We start from the raw sequence: 19,732 nt of genomic DNA on the forward strand, positions 1-19,732 counted from the left end.
TAAGTAGTTGACCTCGGGCGCTGCGTCAATGCCCCGGCAGACGGCGATAGACGATCCGCGAATGCATCCCCACCGGTGCGACGAAGACCGGGGCGTAATCACGGGCCAGTTCCGCCTGCATGTAGTTCCAGGTGCGCAGATTGATCGTGCTGAACGTGCTTTCCATCGCCACGACATATTCCGGCCGATGGCTCATGATCCGCTTCACCTCGACCAGCGGATCGACGCCGATCGCGCCATCTTCCACCGAATTGATGAGATGATCGGGAAAGGCCCAGCGGGTCGGCAGGCAGGATCCGGTCAGGTGATACAGGATCGGCTCGGCGGCGAAGACGTACAGGCAGTCGTGCAGTCGGGGCTTCAGATAGGCCGCTATCGCATAGACCGCCTTGCCCCGCCCGCGCCCTTCCTGATGCGTCAGGATCGCGACCGTCGCCAGCACCGCGGCGATGAACCCGACGAACAGTACCGCCGGCACGTGCAGGCGGCGATGGCGCGAATGGAAATCCACGCCCGCCGCCAGATCGCCCAGCAGCGGCGCGCCTGCGATGGCGAGCGGCAGCAGCATCGGCAGCGCGTAATGATCGTAATAGCTGCCGAACACCATCACCGCGCCGACCGCCGCGAGCGCCCAGTCGCGCACGAACTTCTGGGTGGCGTGCGGCGTCAGCGGTACGATCCGACCCGCTTCGTCCTTCGGGCGGCATGACAGGTACGCGACCAGCAGCAGCGGCGAAATCTGCGCCACCATCACGAACCAGCGCATGAACACGGTGCCATAGGCCGGATGCCCGCGCTGGAAGATCGAGGTGAAATTGGCGAAGACGAAGGCGTCGTTATAGCCCCGCGCGGCGTAGAAGCCCCAGGCGGCGGCGGTTGGGGCCAGCGCGATGACGATCCAGACGATCGCCAGCGCCAACAGGCCGATGATCTTCACGCCGCGCAGATGTGCGATCCACAGCAAGGCGAGGCCGAAGAACGCGCCCTCGAACAGCGCCGGATATTTTATCTGCATCGCCAGCGCCATCAGCGCCATCGCCGCCGACCCGAGCCCGATTTCGCGCGCGCCGAAGCGATCGCGATCCAGGATCCAGACGATGCACATCGCCGCCATCGCCGTGAACAGATTGTAGAAGACCGGCGATTGCCCGCCCTCGCCGCCGAACACGCACAGATACAGCAGATAGGTGCATCCGCCGAGCAGAGCGCCCCGCCGCGTGGTGAAACGCAGCGCGATCTGCGCGATCACGCAGGCGGTGAGCGCAGCGAAGATCGTCGCGACGATCTGGTACTGGATGACGCCGACGCCGCCGAGCAGCCGAATGCCGGCATAGAGGATGAACAGCCCGACGGGCTTGCGATCCCAGATGTCGATATAGGGCAGATCGCCGTGCAGCAGCCGATCGCCGGTCAGCAGATAGAATTGGTCGTCCGGCTGGATCACCGGATTGCCGAACTGGATGCACCGCACCAGCAATGCGAAAGCGAGAAACGCCACGGCCCGCGACGTCGGGTCGGCACTAAGCCGATCGATCAGCCGGACCCGCCGTCCCGGCCCGCCGCCGGCGGGTTCATCAAAAGCCATCAAATTGACTGGGTTCCACAGGACGTACCGAAGGGCACGCCCCCTGCATCAAACCCGCATCGGCATCAAGACATACAGCGCCGCGCTCTTGTCGTTCTCGCGGATCAGCGTCGGGGCGGCGGCGTCGGCAAGATGGACTTCGATCGTGTCGCCGTCCAGCTGGCCCAGGATGTCGAGCAGATAGCGACTGTTGAAGCCGATCTCGAACCCCAGAGCGGTATAGTCGCCCGGGACCTCTTCCGCCGCCGTGCCGTTTTCGGGCGAGGTGACGGACAACGTGATCTTGTCGCGATCCAGCGCCATCTTCACCGCGCGGGTCTTTTCCGTCGCGATCGTGGAGACGCGGTCGACGCCTTCCTCGAAGCTGCGCGGATCGATCTTCAGGATCTTGTCGTTGCCGGTCGGGATGACCCGGCTGTAATCCGGGAAGGTGCCGTCGATCAGCTTCGACGTCAGCAGCGCCTGCCCGAGATCGAAGCGGATCTTGGTCGGCGACAGCGACACGCCGACCGACCCGTCGATCTCTTCCAGCAGCTTGCGCAGTTCGGCGATGCATTTGCGCGGAATGATCACGTCGGGCATCGCTTCCGCGCCATCGGGCCGCGGCAGCGTGATGCGCGCCAGACGATGGCCGTCGGTCGCCGCCGCCTTCAGCACCGGCTGCGGATCGTCCGACACGTGCCAGAAGATGCCGTTGAGGTAGTAGCGCGTCTCCTCCGTCGAGATGGCGAAGCGCGTCTTGTCGATAATCTGCTTGAGCGTTTCCGCCGGCAGTTCGAACGACACCGGCAATTCCCCTTCCGCGATCACCGGAAAATCGTCGCGCGGCAGCGTGCCGAGCTGGAACTTGGCGCGGCCCGCCATGATCGTCATCTTGCCCTCGGCCGCGGCGAGCGACACCTGACTGCCCTCGGGCAGCTTGCGCGCGATATCGAACAAGGTGTGCGCCGAAACGGTGGTCGCGCCCTGCGTGTCCACGGCGGCCGCGATCGTCTCGTTGATCTGCAGATCGAGGTCGGTCGCCATCAGCTTCAGCCCGCCCTCGGCGGTCGCCTCGATCAACACGTTGCTGAGGATCGGAATCGTGTTGCGGCGTTCGACCACCGACTGGACGTGGCTCAGCCCCTTCAGCAGGGTTGCGCGTTCGATCGTCGCCTTCATCGTATTTCCCCCGGGCCGCCGCCCAAATTTCGTGCCCGCCGAGCGTATGGAGTCGGGGGTATTGCCGGTCTCCTAACCTTAACGAAAAAAAGGGCTGGAGCAAGCGCTCCAGCCCTTCTTCCGCTGTCCGAAAATTCGGAGTGTCGGGCGTGCTTAGAAGCGCACGCCCACGCCGGCCAGAACCTGGTGGCGATCCAGATCGATGTCGTAGCCGTCGAGCTTGCCGTAATGCGAGTAACGATATTCGCCCTTCACATAGGTGTTGCCGCTCAACTTGCGCTCGATCCCCGCGCCGACCCGGAAGCCGCCGAGGTTGTCGCCCTGCTCGATCCGCGCGGTGCCGATGCTGTAATCGGTGTTGAAGCGGGCATTGGTGTAGCCGGCCTTGGCGTACAGCAGCGTATCCGGCGACAGGACGAAGCCCAACCGTGCGCCGGCGTACAGATCGCGACCGGCCTTGACGCGGATATTGTCGCCTGCGGTCAGCAGGTTGCTGTTGCGGGTCTTGATCGTCGAGCCGGTGATCTCACCCTCGACGCCGAGCACGACCCCACCGACCTGCGCATCGTAGCCGATCGCGCCGCCGTACAGCAGGCCGTCCTTGCCGTTCGAATTGTCCTTGCCGTCGGCGACCCGATCGTACCCGAGAATGGCTTCGGCGCGCGCGCCGGTGAACGGCGCCTGCTCGACGGGCACGTCCTGCGCGAAGGCCGGGGCGGCGATTCCGAGGGCCAAGGCTGCGCCGGCGGTGGTGATGATGATCTTACGCATTGTCATAACTCCAATTGTGCGACCCACCGTCTTCGCGGCTGGGACGAGCTAAATAAACGGCTCGGTTCGAGGTTGCATGAACCTCAGATAAACGCGGAAATCCGTTGCTTTTGCGCCACACGGGGTTGAAGGACGGGCGATGGATCCCAACGCCACAATGCCGCCGCACGAACGCCCGAGGCAGGGCCGCGACTTCATCGCGCGGCACGGCGAAACGGTGTTCAATGCGGCGAAAAGATTGCAGGGCGAGGCCGCACATACGCCGCTCACCCGTGCCGGATTTGCCCAGGCGGACGAGATGGGACGCGCGTTGCGCGCAGAATTGGGCGCGAAACCGGCGCTGACCTTATGGTCGTCCCCCACCGGCCGGGCGCTGCAGACGCTGGCGGTGATCGCCGAACACCTGGAACTCGACTGGCACGAGACGAAAACCGACTCGCGACTGGTGGAGATCGGCATGGGCGGCTGGGGCGGGCGCTATTATGCCGACGTCATCGCCGAGGCCGGGCCGGTGTTCGATCCCGCCAGCGGCCTGTTGCTCAGCGCCCCCGATGGCGAGCGCTATCCCGCGATCGCCGCCCGCGTCGGCGGCTGGGCGCGGGACACGGCGGGGGACGCAGGCGACCGGCTCGTCATCATGCACGGCATCTCCAGCCGCGTGCTGCGCGGCGTGCTGACCTTCGCGCCCGACGTGCCCGGGTTCGACGCGCCCGCCCTGCGCGGGCTGCCGCAGGGATCGGTGGTGGAGATCCACGGCGGCGTGGAGCGGATCGTCCATCTCGGCACCGGCGGCGGGGGCGCGTGAAGGCGCTACCGTTGCTGCTGGCACTGCTCGCCGCGCCGGCCCTCTCGGCCGAAGCGCCCGACGTGTCGCCCAAGATATCGTTGGGGGTGTTCGATCGCTGGGGCGCGTTCGCCGACCCGGCGCCACGACGGTGCTACGCGATCGCCCAGCCCGTGCAGGCCGGCGGCGCCTCGCGCTGGCGCCCGTTCGCCAGCATCGCCAGCTGGCCGGCGCGCGGCGCGCGCAACCAGCTGCACATCCGCCTGAGCCGCGAACGCGATGCCCGCGCGCGCGTCACCCTGTCGGTCGGCGAGCGTCGCTTCGCGCTGATCGTCGGCTCCGCCGACGCCTGGTCGCCCGACCCGCGCACCGACGCCGCGATCGTCGCCGCGATCCGATCCGGCCGCAGCATGAGCGTGGAATCGTTGAGCAGGAGCGGCCAGCCCTTTGCCGACGTCTATGCCCTGCGCGGGGCCGCGACGGCGATCGACGCCGCGTCGCTGGGATGTGCGGCGCGGTAGCTGGAAATTCCCGGCAATTTCGCCTATGTGGCGGCGATGCCCAATACCGCGACGACTCTCATGCCCATTCCGGGGCACATCGACCCCGTGCCCGTGCCGCGCGACTTCAAGCCGCGTGCCGATGGCCGGATCGACCTGCTCGGCCTGACCAAGATGGACCTGCGCCTGGCGCTGGAGACGTCCCAGCTCGAGCCGAAACAGGCGAAACTGCGCGCCAAGCAGATCTGGCACTGGATCTACAATCGCGGCGTGACCGAATTCTCGCTGATGACCGACATCAGCAAGACGATGCAGCCATGGCTGGAACAGAGGTTCGTGATCAGCCGCCCGCAGGTGGTGGAGGCGCAGGTGTCGACCGACGGCACGCGCAAATGGCTCCTGCGCAGCGACGATTCGCAGGATTACGAGATGGTGTTCATCCCCGATGCGGATCGCGGCACCCTGTGCGTGTCGAGCCAGGTCGGCTGCACGCTCAACTGCCGCTTCTGCCATACCGGCACGATGCGGCTGGTGCGCAACCTGACGCCGGGCGAGATCGTCGGCCAGGTCATGCTGGCGCGCGACGCGCTGGGCGAATGGCCGAGCCAGCCCGAGGGGCGCATGCTGACCAACATCGTGATGATGGGCATGGGCGAGCCGCTGTATAATTTCGACAATGTCCGCGATGCGCTGAAGATCGTGATGGACGGCGACGGCATCGGCCTGTCGCGCCGTCGCATCACGCTCAGCACCTCGGGCGTGGTGCCGATGATGGCGCGCGCTGGCCAGGAGATCGCGGTCAACCTCGCCGTGTCGCTGCACGCCGTGACGAAGGAGGTGCGCGACGAGATCGTGCCGATCAACAGGAAATATGGCATCGAGGAATTGCTGCAGGCATGCGCCGACTATCCCGGTGCCAACAATGCCCGGCGGATCACGTTCGAATATGTCATGCTGCGCGACAAGAACGACAGCGATGCCGAGGCGCACGAACTGGTCCGCCTGCTTAAGCATTACGACCTGCCGGCCAAGGTGAACCTGATCCCGTTCAACCCCTGGCCCGGGGCACCGTACGAATGCTCGACGCCGGAGCGGATCAAGTCGTTCTCGAACATCATCTTCGACGCCGGGATCTCTGCCCCGATCCGCACCCCGCGCGGACGCGATATCGATGCCGCCTGCGGCCAGCTGAAGACCGCCAGCGAGAAACAGAGCCGCGCCGATCTCGACCGGCAAGCCGAAGAGAAGCTGGCCGCGTTGGGTTGACGATTGGTCGGAAAGCGGCGGAGAACAGCCTATTGTCGCCGTCGTGGCACGAGTTTGGCGACGTCAAAGAAGTTCATGCGTTTGTGAATTTTCGCCCAAGGGCTAAAAGATTTGCGGCTTACGTTGCGCCGCGCAAAAGTTCCGGGGGGCCGCAAATATTTAAGAATCAAAATGGGTTTGAAAATAATTGACGTGGCATAAGCTTTCGTTTTGATTTCAAGCCCATGAGTATTTCTACCTACAGAATTCCCAGCAAACATCCGGACGAGGAAAATCGCGAGCGCGCCGTGATCCGGTCCGGTGTTTTAACGCTTGTGCAGAGACAGGCGCTGACCCCGGTATTGAACGTCGTTCGCGATGAACTTGGCGTGGCCGGATCCGGTATTACGATCGTCTATCAGGAGTCCGCCATCCTGGTTGCGGCGGCGGGATTTCCTGTCGGGGTCTATGATCGTGCGACGTCCTTTTGCGCGCACGCCATCCTCAACCCCGACGAACCGCTGATCATTTCGGACACGCGGAACGACGAACGGTTTTGCGGCAATCCCTTTGTCGGAAAAGCCGAGGGCGTTTTGTTCTACGCTGCCATCGCCCTGGTCGATGACGACAATCTGCCGTTGGGGACGCTCTGGGTATTCGATGCGAAACCGCGAGAGGCGCTGACCAGCGGCGAAATCGCCTTTCTCCGCCGGGTATCGCAGGCGGTGACCGCCTTGCTCCGGCGGCATGCCGGCGCGGGCGTCGCTCCGCATCGCACCGCGCGCGGATGATCGACGGGCGCGACCGGCCGATCGCCGCATCCCCGTCACAATATCCGATCCGCGGGTTTCGGGATGCCCCCGCGATCGCCCGACACGTAGTCGCGCGGTGCATATGCCTCGCGCAGCCTAGCCTTGACCCGGCGTATCGGGCTAGGGCGCTGATCGACACTGGCGGAGCGCGGACATTCTGGATCCCATCACCATCGCGCTGACGCTCGGTGCCGGAACGATCGGCGGCATGATGAATGCCCTGGCCGGCGGCGGCACCTTCGCGACCCTGCCGGCGCTGATCGCGATCGGCCTGCCCGCCAACGTCGCCAACGCCACCTCGAACGTCGCCCTGCTGCCCGGTGCCGCGACCAGCGCGTTCGGGTTTCGCGACGAATTGGGGCCGGTCGGTGGGGTCGACTACAAAATGCTCGCCGGGATCACCTTCGTCGGCGGGCTGGCCGGCAGCCTGCTGCTGGTGGTGACACCGAGCCATGCGTTCGACGTGATCATCCCCTGGCTGTTGCTGTTCGCCTTCGTCGTATTGGCGTTCGGGCGCAGCGCCGCCGACTGGCTACATGCGCGCGTCACGATCGGCCCGCGCAGCCTGGTCGCGGCGCAGACATTGCTCGGCATCTATGGCGGCTATTTCGGCGGCGGCGTCGGGCTGATGACCACCGCGATCTACGGCCTGCTCGCCGGCGTCACGCCGCGCGCCCTGTTCGCGCCGCGTACGCTGATGCTCGCGGTGGCCAATGCGGCGGCGGCGATCGTGTTCGTCGCCGCCGGTCTCGTCTATTGGGCGGCGTGCCTGCCGATGCTGGCCGGATCGATCGTCGGCGGCTGGCTCGGCGCAAAGGTCGGGCGCCGGCTGCCGCCGGCCGCCGTGCGGATCTGGACCTTGCTCGTCACGGGCGTGACGACGGCGGTGTTCTTTTGGCGCGCCTATGCGTGACGATCACTCCGGCCGGCGCATGCGAAACAATTGCGCCTCGCCGATCTCGAAATAATCGCCCCAGCCGCCGCCGCGCAGGATCGGCTGCGCCTTCGCCGTCCGGTACACGCCCTCCTCGATCAATGCCGGGTCGATATGGATGCCGATCGCCTCGCCCAGCACCAGCCATTGATCGAGGTCACGGCCTTCCTTCGTTTGCAGCCGGATCAACTGCGTCAGCCGGCATTCGAACGCCACCGGGCTGGCTGCGACGCGCGGCGGGGCGACGAGGCGGGACGGCGCCGCCTCCAGACCGGCGCGGACGAATTCGTCTTCCTTGGCCGCGGTCGAGCTTGCGTTCATCGCCTCGGCCAACGGGCGGGTGGCGAGATTCCAGACGAACTCCTTCGTGTCGGCGATGTTGGCGACGCTGTCCTTCCAGCCCATTGAGGAAAAGCCGATCAGCGGTGGCGCATAGTTGAACAGGTTGAAGAACGAATAGGGCGCCAGATTGCGCACCCCCGCCGCGCTGACCGTGCTGATCCAGCCGATCGGGCGCGGTGCGACGATCGCGTTGAGGGGATCATGCGCCAGACCGTGACCATCGGCCGGCTGGTAGAAATAGGGATCGGGCATGCGCGGCGTGGTCCTTCGGTATCGCTGTTCAACGGATCGACTTACCCGCTATGTAACCGAACGCACGGCGGATACGAATGAGGGCAGAGATGGAAAATTCGACATCCCCCGATCCCCTGCAGGCTCCCGCTCGGTCGATCTACCGCCACCGGCTGACGACGCGCATCTGGCATTGGCTGAACGTCGTGACGATCTTCATCATGATCGGCAGCGGGCTGACCATCCTCAACGCGCATCCGCATCTGTATTGGGGCGCGTATGGCGCGAATTTCGATCACGCCTGGCTGCACACGCCGCATTGGCCGAGCTATCTGACGATTCCTGCCGGCTACAATCTCGCGATCGCGCGGCGCTGGCACCTGACCTTCGCTTTGGTCTTCGCGTTCGGCCTGGTGTTCCTGATGGTGTCGAGCCTGATCAACCGGCATTTCCAGCGCGACCTGCGCGTCCGCCTCACCGAGCTGCGCCCCGCCGCCCTGCTCCACGATCTGAAAGAGCATCTCGCCTTCCGCTTCCACGATCCGAAGCATCCGTCCGCGTACAACATCTTCCAGAAGCTGTCCTACGTGCTGGTGATCTTCATCCTGATCCCGCTGATGATCCTGACCGGCCTGACCATGTCGCCGGGCATGAACGCGGCTTGGCCGTGGCTGCTGGACGTGTTCGGCGGGCGGCAATCGGCGCGCTCGATCCATTTCATCGCCGCGTCCGGGCTGGTCGCGTTCATCATCGTGCATCTGACACTCGTGATCCTCGCCGGGCCGATCAACGAGGTGCGATCGATGATCACCGGGCGCTGGACCGTGCCGCCGGAGGAAGAGGCATGACCGTCCTGACGAGACGCACGCTGATCGGCGGCGCGGCAGCCTCGGCCGGGCTGCTGCTCGGCGGATGCGACCGGTTCGCGCAGAACGAGCAGTTCCGGCAGATTCTGTTCTCGGGCGAGAAGATCAACCAGCATCTGCAGCGCCTGCTGACCGATCGCGATGCGCTCGCCCCCGAATTCCGTCCCGACCAGATGTCGCCGCGCTTCCGCACCAACGGCACAGCCGATCCCGGCACGCCCGCCTACACCGCGATGGTGGCGGAGAATTTCGCGCATTGGCACCTGAAAGTCGGCGGGCTGGTGGCGCGCCCGCTCTCGCTCTCGCTCGCGCAGCTGCGATCGATGCCGTCGCGCACCCAGATCACGCGCCACGATTGCGTCGAGGGTTGGAGCGCGATCGGCAAATGGCACGGGCCGACGCTGAAATCACTGCTGCAGGCCGCCGGGATCCGGCCGAATGCGCGCTACGTCGTGTTCACCTGCGCCGATCTCTATGGCGGCGCGCCCTATTACGAATCGATCGATCTGGGCGATGCCTTCCATCCGCAGACGATCCTCGCCTGGTCGATGAACGACACGGTGTTGAGCGTCGGCCACGGCGCGCCGATCCGCCTGCGCGTCGAGCGCCAGCTCGGTTACAAGCATGCCAAGTACGTCATGGCGGTCGACGCCGTGGCGTCGCTCGCCGGAATCGGCCAGGGCAAGGGCGGATATTGGGAAGATCGCATCGATTATGATTGGTATGCGGGCATTTGACCGTTCCGTTTGACGGCCGGAATCGTTACGGAACCGGGTCATGGCTCTGATCGATCTGTTTCTCGCTCGCCGCGTCAAGCGCGGGCAACTCACCGTCCACCACGCCGACGGCAACACCTCCCACTTCGGCACGCCCGATCCCGCCTTTCGGGACGTGACGATCCGCTTCGCCGACAAGGGCGCGGCCAACTTCATCGTGCGCAATCCGGGGCTGGGCGCGGCGGAGGCGTTCATGGACGGACGCCTGCTGATCGAGCAGGGCGACATTCGCGATCTCGTGAACCTGCTGGCGGGCAACGGCCCGTGGGAAGCCGGCGGGCGCGGGCTGAAGCCGTCCCCGGCGCGTCGCGCGGTCGCCGCCGTCACGCACCGGCTCAACCGCATCAACATGGCGCGCAAATCGAAGCGCAACGTGGCGCACCATTACGATCTCAGCGACCGGCTCTACGATCTCTTCCTCGATGCCGACCGGCAATATAGCTGCGCCTATTACACCGATCCCGCCAACAGCCTCGAACGGGCGCAGGCCGACAAGAAGGCGCATATCGCCGCCAAGCTGGCGTTGAAACCGGGCATGAAGGTGCTCGACATCGGCTGCGGCTGGGGCGGCATGGCGCTGTACCTGCATGCCCAGACCGGTGCCGAGGTGCTCGGCGTCACTCTGTCCGAGGAGCAGCTGAAGGTGGCGCAACGCCGCGCCCGGGACGCTGGCGTCGCGGACCAGGTGAAGTTCGAGCTGATCGATTATCGCCACGTTACCGGACGGTTCGATCGGATCGTCTCGGTCGGCATGTTCGAACATGTCGGCCCGGCGCATTACCGCGCCTTTTTCCGCAAATGCCGCGAACTGCTCACCGAAGACGGCGTGATGCTGCTCCACACGATCGGGCGCATGGGCCAGCCCGGCGTCACCGACGATTTCACCGCGAAATACATCTTCCCTGGCGGCTACAGCCCCGCTTTGTCGGAAATCGTGCGCGGGTATGAAGGGTTGCGCATGTTCCCGACCGATATCGAGGTGCTGCGGCTGCATTACGCCTACACCACCGACGATTGGTACGATCGTGCGGTGGCGGCCAGGGATCAGATCGTCGCTCTGTACGACGAACGATTCTACCGCATGTGGACCTTCTACCTGGCGGGCGCGAGCCAGGCGTTCCGCTATGGCGGCCTGTGCAACTATCAGGTGCAGCTGACGCGCAGCCGGCTCGGCGTGCCGATCACGCGCGACTATATGTTCGAGGAAGAGCGCCGGCTGAGGGGCTGACCCCCTCAGCCGGCACGTCGCGAACTCAGTGCGCCGCCTGCGGCCCGCGTTCCAGTCCGCTTGCCGCCAGTTGCGCGTCGATCATCGCCAGCAGCCGGTCGAGCGCGGCCTGATCCTTCGCCTCGGCCCGCGCGACGAGCACGTCCTGCGTGTTCGAGGCGCGCAGCAGCCACCAGCCGTCCGGAGTGTTCACGCGCGCGCCGTCGGTGCGATCGACATCGGCGCCCTCGGCCTCGAGCCGGTCGAGCACTTCCTCGACCACCGCGAACTTGCGCGATTCGTCGACCTGGAAACGCATTTCGGGCGTGTTGACCAGCGCCGGCATCGCGCCGCGGATTTCGGTCATCGACTTGCCGATCATGTGCACCGCGCGGATCAGGCGGACGGCGGCGTATTGCGCATCGTCGAAACCGTAATATTCGTGCGCGAAGAAGATGTGACCGCTCATTTCGCCGGCCAGCGGTGAATCGGTCTCCTTCATCTTGGTCTTGATGAGGCTGTGGCCGGTCTTCCACATCAACGGCTTGCCGCCCAGTTCGGCGATCCGGTCGTACAGCATCTGGCTCGCCTTCACGTCGGCGATGATCGTCGCGCCGGGCATCTCCTTCAGCACCGGCACCGCCAGGATCGACAGCAGCTGATCGCCCCAGATGACGCGGCCCTCGCCGTCGATCGCGCCGATCCGGTCGCCGTCGCCATCGAATGCCAGTCCGAAATCGAGCTTCTTCTCCGCGACGAGCGCCTTCAGATCGGCGAGATTCTTCTCCTCGGTGGGATCGGGATGATGGTTGGGAAAATTGCCGTCCACGTCGGTGAACAGCAGGTGATGCTCACCCGGCAGCAGCTTGGTGAGCTTCTCGATCACGGGGCCGCTGGCGCCGTTGCCGGCATCCCAGCCGATGCGGTACGCGCCGCCGGCATAGCCCGCCATCAGCCGCCCGACATAATCGTCGACGATATCGACGTCCGAGACCGTGCCTTCGCCCTCTTCCCAGTCCCCGGCCTCGGCCAGCTTGGCCAGATCCTGAATATCGGCGCCGAAGAACGGCTTGTGCTGCAGCACCATCTTGAAGCCGTTATACTCGGCGGGATTGTGGCTGCCGGTTATCTGGATGCCGCCATCGACCTCGAGGATCGCCTCGGCATAATATAGCTGCGGCGTCGGCCCCATGCCGGTGCGCACCACGTCCACGCCACCCGCCGTCAGGCCGGCAACCAATGCCGCTTCCAGCTCCGGCGACGACGTCCGCCCGTCATAACCGACCGCAACCCGCGTACCGCCTGCGCGCCGCACGCGCGTGGCGAAGCCGCGACCGATCGCGTTGGCATCGGCCGTGCCCAGGGTTTTGCCGACGATGCCGCGGATATCGTATTCGCGCAGGGACGTGGGATCGAAACGGTGCGTCATCGGGGCTCCTTGAAATTCAGGCTCGACACGCTGAAAAGCGCGCGGCGGGATTATGTTCAATTCTTATGCGGCGATACTCTAACGCTTCAACAACAGGTCGCGCGCGGCGTTGAGCCGGCTGGCGAGGTCGGCCGATCCGCCGCGATCGGGATGGACCGCACTCATCAGACGGCGATGCGCGGCGCGGATCGCCTCGGCATCGGCCTGTTCGCCCACGCCCAGCAGCGAGCGCGCCTCGGCCTCGGCATAGGTCGGGCGGACGACCCTCGGCGCAGGCCGGCGCGCGGGCTTGCGCAGCAGCAGCCAGCCGGCGAACAGGATCAGCCCGACGAGAAGCAGCTTCGACATCAGGCGAAGAGCGGAAGGTTCGCGGAGCTCGCAATCTCGGGCAGGGCCAGCGCGGCCATCATCTCGCGCAATTCCTGCCGCGCGGCGACGTGGCTCAACCCCATCTCGCCGAAGTCGCGCGCGTCGAGCATCGTCAGCCCCTTCGGGAACAGCTCGCGATAGATCACGCGCTCGCCCAGCCCCGGAATGATCCGGAAGCCGACGCGCTTGGCCAGTTGGTCGAGCGCCTCCGATACGCGGCGCATGTTGCGCGCCTCGATATGCTGGACGCGGTTCCGGAGCACGACCCAGTCGATCGTCGATCCATCCGCCTTCGCACGGGCCTTGCGCGCATCCCAGATCAGTTCGGCGTAGAAGCTCGGCCGGGTCACCTTGTAGGTGTCGGGATCGACCTGACCGATCAGATCGAAATCGACGAAGCTGTCGTTCATCGGCGTCACCAGCGTATCCGCGCGCTGCGCCGCCATCCGCGCGAAGCGATCGTCGCGGCCCGGCGTGTCGATCACCAGGAAATCGCTGCCCTCGGACAGAGCATCGAACGTCTCGGTGAAACGCGCCAGGCTCTCGCCATCGTGCGTCGCGTGGCGCGGGATCGCGAGATCCTTGCCCGATCGGCGCTGCGTCTCGGCGCGCAGATCGAGATAACGCCCCGTGGTGCGCTGGCGATGATCGAGATCGAACGCGGCCACGCGCGCGCCACGCGTCTGCAGCGCGATCGCGACATGCACCGCCGTGGTCGATTTGCCCGTTCCGCCCTTTTCGTTGGCGAAGACGATGATGTGTGGCTTTTGCGCAACCGTCGTCACTTCGAAAACTTGCCCCCGGTGCCTGCTTGGTTGCTAGGTCGATAGGCCCCCCATAGAAGACCCGGCCACCCTTGTCCCCGAACCCTTATCGAAGGCCCCTCGCCCGTGCAAACCATCCGTACCCTCGAACTGCTCCGTGACGGGATTGCCGCGCTGCGCGAGGGTGGCGGCCGGATCGCGCTGGTGCCGACGATGGGCGCGTTGCACGCCGGGCATATCGCCTTGATCGAGGCGGCGAAGCGCCCCGGCACGCGCGTGGTGGCGTCGATCTTCGTCAATCCCAAGCAGTTCGGCGCGAACGAGGATCTGTCGCGCTATCCGCGGCGCGAAAAGGCCGACACGCGGATGCTGACCGAGGCGGGCTGCGACCTGCTATGGATGCCGCCGGTGGATCTGATGTATCCGGCCGGCTTCGCCACCAACGTGTCGGTCTCGGGCGTGAGCGACGGCTTGGACGGCGCGGCGCGGCCCGGGCATTTCGACGGCGTGGCGACGGTGGTGAGCAAATTGTTCAACCAGGTCCGCCCGGACGTCGCCTATTTCGGCGAAAAGGATTTTCAGCAACTGGCCGTCATCCGCCGCATGGTCGCCGATCTCGACATGGGGATCGAGATCGTCGGCGTGCCGACCCAGCGCGAGGATGACGGGCTCGCTTTGTCCTCGCGCAACATCTATCTCGACGAAGGCGAGCGCGCCCGCGCGGTCGCGCTGCCCCGGGCGCTCGGCGTGGCGGCAAAGGCGATCGCCAAGGGCGACGATACCGAGGACGCCCTGAACGCGGCGCGCGAGGCGCTGATCGCGGCGGGGTTCACGATCGATTATGTCGAACTGGTCGATGCCGAGACGCTGGGCGCCCCCGATGCGACGCGCGAACGTCGCCTGCTCGCCGCCGCCAGGATCGGCACGACGCGGTTGATCGACAATCTGGCGGTGGCCCCGATCGCGTAGGTATGATTTTCGCCGGGTCGTTCACCAACTGTTTGCGATTTGCCGCCATAGACCCGAAACGGTTTTTCATTTTTCGCGCCTCCGCAATCGTCGTTAACCATTTCTTGACCCCGGCCCGGCATGGTCGTCGCATGGATTTTGGTTAACGGGGGTTAAAGACCATGGGCAGCAGCCTGAAGAGTGCGCAGTTCCTGATCGACAGCCGGTTGGCTGGCGCGGCACGCGGCGATGTTGACGCCTATTACGATCTCGGCATGGCATATTCGAGCGGTAGCGGCGGCGTGGACATCGACCTGATCGAAGCGCACAAATGGTTCAACCTGGCCGCCGTCGGCGGCAGCGAAGCGGCGAAAGCCTGCCGCGCCGAAATCGCCGAAGACATGTCGGCCCGCGAAATCGCCACCGCGCAGACCGCGGCCCGCGCCTGGCTGCAGATGACGCAGCGCCGCGCGGCATAAGCCTCGATCCTCCCCGGCACGGGGGGGGTGGCATGCGCAGCATGACGGAGGGAGGCCTCCGCGATCGCTACGCTGCGGCCAACACCCTCCATCCTTCGCGTGAAGAACGCGAACGGTCCCCCTCCCCGTTCCGGGGAGGATTATGCGTCCGCTTTGACGGCCGCCTTCTTCGCCGGAGCCTTCTTCACCGCCGCCTTCTTGGCCGGTGCCTTGTCTCCAGCCGGCTTCTTCGCCGCCGCCTTTTTCGGTGCGGCCTTCTTCTTGCCCTTCTTGACGGGTGCCGCCGCCGCGCGCGCGTCGATCAACTGCGCGGCCTCCTCCAGCGTCAGTGCATCCTTCTCGATGCTCTTCGGCAGGGTCGCATTGGTCTCGCCATCGGTGACGTAGGCACCGTAGCGCCCCTCCATCAACTTAATCTCCGCCTCCGTGCGCGGATGCAGGCCGAGCACCTTGAGCGGTGCCTGCGCGCCGCGCTGCGGGCGTCCGCCGCCCGCCGCGGCCTCGGCCAGCTTGACCACCGCCGCGTTCATGCCGGTCTCGAACACGTCCATCGTCGATTGCAGCCGGGCATATTTGCCCGCATGCGCCAGATACGGCCCGTAGCGCCCGATCGACGCCGTGATCGGCTCGCCGCTTTCGGGATGCGTGCCGACGGTGCGCGGCAGGCCGAGCAGCTTCAGCGCCCATTCCAGATCGAGTTCGCCGGGCAGGTCCTTCGGGATCGACGCTCGCTTCGCCTCCTTGCCTTCGCCCAGCTGGATATACGGCCCGAACCGCCCGGACTTGCGCTCGACCGGCAGGCCCGTCTCGGGATCGTTGCCCAGCGTCTCCGGCCCGGCATCGCCGCCATCCTCGCCACCGCCCTGCCCGAAGCGCCTTGTATATTTGCATTCCGGATAGTTCGAACACGCGACGAACGCACCGAACTTCCCGCCGCGCAGCGCGAGCCGCCCCTGACCGCAATTCGGGCACAGCCGCGCATCGCCGCCATCGGCCTGGGCCGGGAACAGATACGGTTCCAGGAACAGATCGAGCGCCGCCGTCACCTCGGACGGTTTCTGCTCCATCACTTCGGTCGTGCGCGGCTTGAAATCCTGCCAGAACGCCGCGAGTACCGCCTGCCATTCCGCGCGCCCGCCCGACACTTCGTCGAGTTCGTCCTCGAGGCCGGCGGTGAAATCATAGCCGACATATTTCTCGAAGAAACGTTCGAGGAATGCCGTCACCAGGCGTCCGCTTTCCTCGGCGAAGAAGCGATTTTTCTCGACCCGGACGTACGCGCGATCCTTCAGCGTCTTGATGATCGAGGCATAGGTCGAAGGCCGCCCGATGCCGAGCTCCTCCATCCGCTTGACCAGGCTCGCTTCGGAGAAACGCGGCGGTGGCTGGGTGAAATGCTGCTCGGCATGCACCGCCTTCTTGGCCGGCGCGTCGCCCTCGCGCAGGCGCGGCAGGCGCTTGGCGTCCTCGTCCTGCGTGTCGTCGCTGCCTTCCTCGTAGAGCGCGAGATAGCCGGGGAACAGAACCACCTGCCCGGTCGCACGCAGCCCCGTCCGGCCCGAACCGTCGAGCAGCTCGACCGTCGTCCGCTCCATCCGCGCGCTCGCCATCTGGCTGGCCAGCGCGCGCTTCCAGATCAGATCGTAGAGCCGCGCGAAATCGCCTGACCCCACCTTGTCCTTGCCGAAATCGGTCGGCCGGATCGCCTCGTGCGCTTCCTGCGCGTTCTTCGCCTTCGACGTATATTGCCGTGGCTTGTCGGGCACATAGCTCGCGTCATAGCGGTTCGCGACGGCGAGCCGCGCGGCCGAGATCGCGCTCGAATCCATCTGCACGCCATCGGTACGCATATAGGTGATCGAGCCGTCCTCGTAGAGCCCTTGCGCGATCCGCATCGTATGATCGGCCGAGAAGCCCAGCTTGCGCGCCGCCTCCTGCTGCAGGGTCGACGTCGTGAAGGGCGGCGGCGGGTTGCGCATCGCCGGCTTGGTCTCGACCGACTGGACCGAGAAGCGCCCCTCCTCGACCGCCGCCTTGGCCCGGAGCGCGGTGCCTTCCTCGCCGATCGACAGGCGATCGAGCTTCTTGCCCTCGAACGTCACCAGGCGCGCCAGGAACGGCGTGCCGTCCTGTTCCAGATCGGCCGTGACCGACCAATATTCCTGCGCCCGGAACGCCTCGATCTCGCGCTCCCGCGACACGATCAATCGCAGCGCGACCGATTGCACGCGCCCGGCCGATTTCGCGCCCGGCAGCTTGCGCCACAATACCGGCGACAGCGTGAAGCCGACAAGATAATCCAGCGCGCGGCGCGCCCGGTAGGCGTCGATCAGATCGTCGTCCAGTTCGCGCGGATGCTTCATCGCCTCCGTCACCGTCGCCTTGGTGATCGCGTTGAACGTGACCCGCTCGACCTCCTTGGGCAGCGCCTTCCGCGCGCGCAGCACCTCGCGCACGTGCCACGAGATCGCCTCGCCCTCGCGATCCGGATCGGTCGCCAGGATCAGGCGGTCGGCGGTCTTGGCGAGATCAGTGATCGCCTTCAGCTGCTTCGACTTGTCGGCGTAATTCTCCCACTCCATCGCGAACCCCTCTTCCGGGTTCACCGATCCGTCCTTCGGCGGCAGATCGCGGACATGGCCGTACGAGGCGAGAACGCGGTAGTCGCTCCCCAGATACTTTTCGATGGTTTTCGCCTTGGCGGGCGATTCGACGATGACGAGCTGCATGGGGGTGTGCGAATGTCCTTACGTGTACGCGCGAGGGTGGCAAGCCGGCGCGGGCATCGTCAATAGCCGGGTGGACAGGGTCGGCATAGATACGGCCGGGCAACAGGGGGCAATGTGGATCACGGGCACAAACAACTCGAACGGATGACGTTCTTTTCCGACGCGGTGTTCGCGATCGCCATGACCTTGCTGGTGATCGAGGTGCGCGTGCCGGAAGTGCATGTCCGCACCGACCTGGCATTGGCGCAGGCGCTGCTCGATCAACTGCCGAAATATATCGGGTTCGTCGTCAGCTTCATGGTCGTCGGGCGCTTCTGGGTCGGGCATCACCGGACGATGGGTCTGTTGAAAGGGCTCGACCAGCGGCTGGTGTGGATCAACCTGCTGTTCCTGATGGCGGTGGCGTTCATGCCGTTCCCGACCGCGGTGTTCAGCGATTATGTCGAACTGCGCGTGGGCGTCGGCCTCTATGCCGGGTGGCTGATGGTGCTCGGCCTCATGAACCACTGGCTGATCGTCACCGCGATGCGCGATGCCGACGCGCTGCGCGACGACGCCGATCCAAAAGACGTGCGGATGATGCGCCGGTCGAGCTGGATCCCGCTGATCATCGGGTCGCTCGCCTTCGCCGTCGGCATGGTGCGTCCGCTGGGGGCGCTGATCGTGCTGACGTTCGGATCGCCGCTGATCGGCTGGCTGGTGCGGCGCGAGTGGCGTAAGGCCAGGGAATGAACTGGTGATCCGATGATGGAGATCGTCATCTACGCCGGCAATGCGGGCGACCGGAACGAGCGCGGGATGCGCGGCTCCGTCGCACTCGGCACGGCGATCGCCGAGCGATACGGCGTGCCCGCCCGGATCGTCGGCGAAGCCGTTCCGCCGGTGCGCGGCGGATGGGCGGAACAGTTGCACGCCGCGATGCCGAACCTGCTATCATTGTCGCAACAGGTCGCCGAACGGCTCGAGCGCGACGATGGCGGCCTGATCCTCACCATGGGCCGCTGTGCCGCCAGCATCGCCACGTTGCCGCCGATCGCGCGGCATCACCCCGACGTGGCGATCGTGTGGTTCGACGCGCACGGCGATTGCAACGTACCGGCCACGGGCGACGCCGCCGCCGCCAATTATCTTGGCGGCATGGTCCTGACCGGCGCGGCCGGCGAGTGGGACACCGGATTGGGTCGGGGTCTGAACCTGGCCAACGTCATCCTCGTCGGAGCCCGCGATCTGGACCCGCCGGAACAGGCACGGATCGATTCGGGACAGATCGTTGCGCTGCCGGTGGGCGACGGGTTGGCCGCGCGGCTGGAGCAGGCGCTGCGCGGGCGACGCGTGTACATCCACCTCGACTGCGACGTGCTCGACGCAGGTCTGCTGGCGACCGAATATCAGATGGCCGGCGGTCTCGGATGGGCCGAACTGCGCGAAGCGTTCGAAATGCTCGCACTGCATCGGCCGGTGGGGTTGGAGATCGCGGAATACGAAGCCACGTGGCCGGACGGTACGCCGAGCGAGCGTTCCGAACTGCTCGTCGCGATCCACCCGGTTCTGACGGCGCTTCAGGCAGCCGGTCGCACCTGACGCGACATTCACGTTCCATGGGGAAATCGCTGGATGCCCCGTGAGGGCTGGCTCTAAGAGGCAAATTCAACAAGTTAGCGTGTCAAACCGGGCCGAACCGGCGCAACAGTTACCGAGGGGGCCGCATCATGAAGTGGCTAACCGTTCTGAGGCTTCCAAGGCCAAACATCGGGGGGTCACCACCGAGTCGGTAACGGCAAGAACGGGCCGTCCTGACAA

20 protein-coding genes are annotated in these 19,732 nt (G+C 65.7%); 12 read left to right on the plus strand and 8 right to left on the minus strand.

What is annotated here, in order from left to right; genetic code table 11:
* Window positions 1–25: 25 nt before the first annotated feature.
* From ASG11_RS01365 to ASG11_RS01375, 3 genes are all read right to left on the minus strand, one after another.
* Window positions 26–1,585 carry a hypothetical protein gene (locus ASG11_RS01365; protein ID WP_055774208.1) on the minus strand — a complete coding sequence of 520 codons (1,560 nt, stop codon included), beginning with the start codon at window positions 1,583–1,585 and terminating at the stop codon, window positions 26–28.
* 48 nt (window positions 1,586–1,633) lie between these two features.
* Complete coding sequence (gene dnaN, locus ASG11_RS01370; protein ID WP_055774209.1) at window positions 1,634–2,746, minus strand: DNA polymerase III subunit beta; 1,113 nt, start codon at window positions 2,744–2,746, stop codon at window positions 1,634–1,636.
* 153 nt (window positions 2,747–2,899) lie between these two features.
* Window positions 2,900–3,517, minus strand: a complete 618-nt coding sequence (locus tag ASG11_RS01375) for an outer membrane protein (protein ID WP_055774211.1) — start codon at window positions 3,515–3,517, stop codon at window positions 2,900–2,902.
* Between the two features lie 139 nt (window positions 3,518–3,656).
* Here ASG11_RS01375 and ASG11_RS01380 point away from each other — a divergent pair, with 139 nt between their 5' ends.
* The 5 genes from ASG11_RS01380 (at window position 3,657) to ASG11_RS01400 (ending at window position 7,771) form a co-directional block, all read left to right on the plus strand.
* Window positions 3,657–4,322 (plus strand): histidine phosphatase family protein, encoded by a 666-nt coding sequence (locus ASG11_RS01380; protein ID WP_055774213.1) that lies wholly within the window; start codon window positions 3,657–3,659, stop codon window positions 4,320–4,322.
* A complete protein-coding gene (locus ASG11_RS01385) occupies window positions 4,319–4,822 on the plus strand; it encodes a hypothetical protein (RefSeq protein WP_168371677.1) in 504 nt (167 codons plus the stop codon). The genes ASG11_RS01380 and ASG11_RS01385 overlap by 4 nt, the downstream gene beginning before the upstream one ends.
* A gap of 36 nt (window positions 4,823–4,858) precedes the next feature.
* Window positions 4,859–6,067: a 23S rRNA (adenine(2503)-C(2))-methyltransferase RlmN gene (rlmN, locus tag ASG11_RS01390; protein ID WP_055774216.1), complete on the plus strand. Its 1,209-nt coding sequence runs from the start codon at window positions 4,859–4,861 to the stop codon at window positions 6,065–6,067.
* 368 nt (window positions 6,068–6,435) lie between these two features.
* Window positions 6,436–6,837: a GAF domain-containing protein gene (locus ASG11_RS01395; RefSeq protein WP_236697340.1), complete on the plus strand. Its 402-nt coding sequence runs from the start codon at window positions 6,436–6,438 to the stop codon at window positions 6,835–6,837.
* Between the two features lie 199 nt (window positions 6,838–7,036).
* Entirely contained in the window at window positions 7,037–7,771 is a 735-nt protein-coding gene (locus tag ASG11_RS01400) for a sulfite exporter TauE/SafE family protein (protein ID WP_269083391.1), read from the plus strand.
* Between the two features lie 3 nt (window positions 7,772–7,774).
* Here the strand turns inward: ASG11_RS01400 and ASG11_RS01405 are convergent, their stop codons facing one another.
* Window positions 7,775–8,386, minus strand: a complete 612-nt coding sequence (locus ASG11_RS01405; protein WP_055774222.1) for a flavin reductase family protein — start codon at window positions 8,384–8,386, stop codon at window positions 7,775–7,777.
* Window positions 8,387–8,475: 89 nt separating this feature from the next.
* Here ASG11_RS01405 and ASG11_RS01410 point away from each other — a divergent pair, with 89 nt between their 5' ends.
* Genes ASG11_RS01410 through ASG11_RS01420 form a run of 3 tightly spaced genes read left to right on the plus strand, consistent with a single transcriptional unit; the run spans window position 8,476 to window position 11,235 of the window.
* Window positions 8,476–9,213, plus strand: a complete 738-nt coding sequence (locus ASG11_RS01410; RefSeq protein WP_055774224.1) for a cytochrome b/b6 domain-containing protein — start codon at window positions 8,476–8,478, stop codon at window positions 9,211–9,213.
* On the plus strand, window positions 9,210–9,968 hold the full coding sequence (locus tag ASG11_RS01415) for a molybdopterin-dependent oxidoreductase (protein ID WP_055774226.1): 759 nt from the start codon (window positions 9,210–9,212) through the stop codon (window positions 9,966–9,968). Before ASG11_RS01410 ends, ASG11_RS01415 begins: the two co-directional genes overlap by 4 nt.
* Window positions 9,969–10,008: 40 nt before the next feature.
* Window positions 10,009–11,235 carry an SAM-dependent methyltransferase gene (locus tag ASG11_RS01420; RefSeq protein ID WP_055774228.1) on the plus strand — a complete coding sequence of 409 codons (1,227 nt, stop codon included), beginning with the start codon at window positions 10,009–10,011 and terminating at the stop codon, window positions 11,233–11,235.
* A gap of 25 nt (window positions 11,236–11,260) precedes the next feature.
* Here the strand turns inward: ASG11_RS01420 and pgmG are convergent, their stop codons facing one another.
* The 3 genes from pgmG to ASG11_RS01435 all read right to left on the minus strand — a co-directional run bounded on the left by pgmG (window position 11,261) and on the right by ASG11_RS01435 (window position 13,797).
* Complete coding sequence (pgmG, locus tag ASG11_RS01425) at window positions 11,261–12,643, minus strand: phosphoglucomutase/phosphomannomutase PgmG (protein WP_055774230.1); 1,383 nt, start codon at window positions 12,641–12,643, stop codon at window positions 11,261–11,263.
* A 78-nt stretch (window positions 12,644–12,721) separates the two neighbouring features.
* A complete protein-coding gene (locus tag ASG11_RS01430; RefSeq protein WP_055774232.1) occupies window positions 12,722–12,991 on the minus strand; it encodes a molecular chaperone DnaJ in 270 nt (89 codons plus the stop codon).
* A complete protein-coding gene (locus ASG11_RS01435) occupies window positions 12,991–13,797 on the minus strand; it encodes a division plane positioning ATPase MipZ (protein WP_055774234.1) in 807 nt (268 codons plus the stop codon). Before ASG11_RS01435 ends, ASG11_RS01430 begins: the two co-directional genes overlap by 1 nt.
* 105 nt (window positions 13,798–13,902) lie before the next feature.
* On the opposite strand from ASG11_RS01435, the gene panC reads away from it, so the two are divergent.
* Both panC and ASG11_RS01445 read left to right on the plus strand, forming a co-directional pair.
* Window positions 13,903–14,745 carry a pantoate--beta-alanine ligase gene (gene panC, locus ASG11_RS01440; RefSeq protein WP_055774235.1) on the plus strand — a complete coding sequence of 281 codons (843 nt, stop codon included), beginning with the start codon at window positions 13,903–13,905 and terminating at the stop codon, window positions 14,743–14,745.
* Window positions 14,746–14,906: 161 nt separating this feature from the next.
* On the plus strand, window positions 14,907–15,203 hold the full coding sequence (locus ASG11_RS01445) for a hypothetical protein (protein WP_055774236.1): 297 nt from the start codon (window positions 14,907–14,909) through the stop codon (window positions 15,201–15,203).
* A gap of 140 nt (window positions 15,204–15,343) precedes the next feature.
* Here the strand turns inward: ASG11_RS01445 and topA are convergent, their stop codons facing one another.
* Window positions 15,344–17,932, minus strand: coding sequence for a type I DNA topoisomerase (topA, locus tag ASG11_RS01450; protein WP_055774239.1), 2,589 nt, complete (start codon window positions 17,930–17,932; stop codon window positions 15,344–15,346).
* A 144-nt stretch (window positions 17,933–18,076) separates the two neighbouring features.
* On the opposite strand from topA, the gene ASG11_RS01455 reads away from it, so the two are divergent.
* Both ASG11_RS01455 and ASG11_RS01460 read left to right on the plus strand, forming a co-directional pair.
* Entirely contained in the window at window positions 18,077–18,664 is a 588-nt protein-coding gene (locus ASG11_RS01455) for a TMEM175 family protein (RefSeq protein WP_055774241.1), read from the plus strand.
* Between the two features lie 12 nt (window positions 18,665–18,676).
* Window positions 18,677–19,513: an arginase family protein gene (locus ASG11_RS01460; protein ID WP_055774244.1), complete on the plus strand. Its 837-nt coding sequence runs from the start codon at window positions 18,677–18,679 to the stop codon at window positions 19,511–19,513.
* The last annotated feature ends 219 nt before the right edge of the window (window positions 19,514–19,732 follow it).

This window comes from Sphingomonas sp. Leaf357 (assembly GCF_001423845.1).
Taxonomy (GTDB): Bacteria; Pseudomonadota; Alphaproteobacteria; order Sphingomonadales; family Sphingomonadaceae; genus Sphingomonas.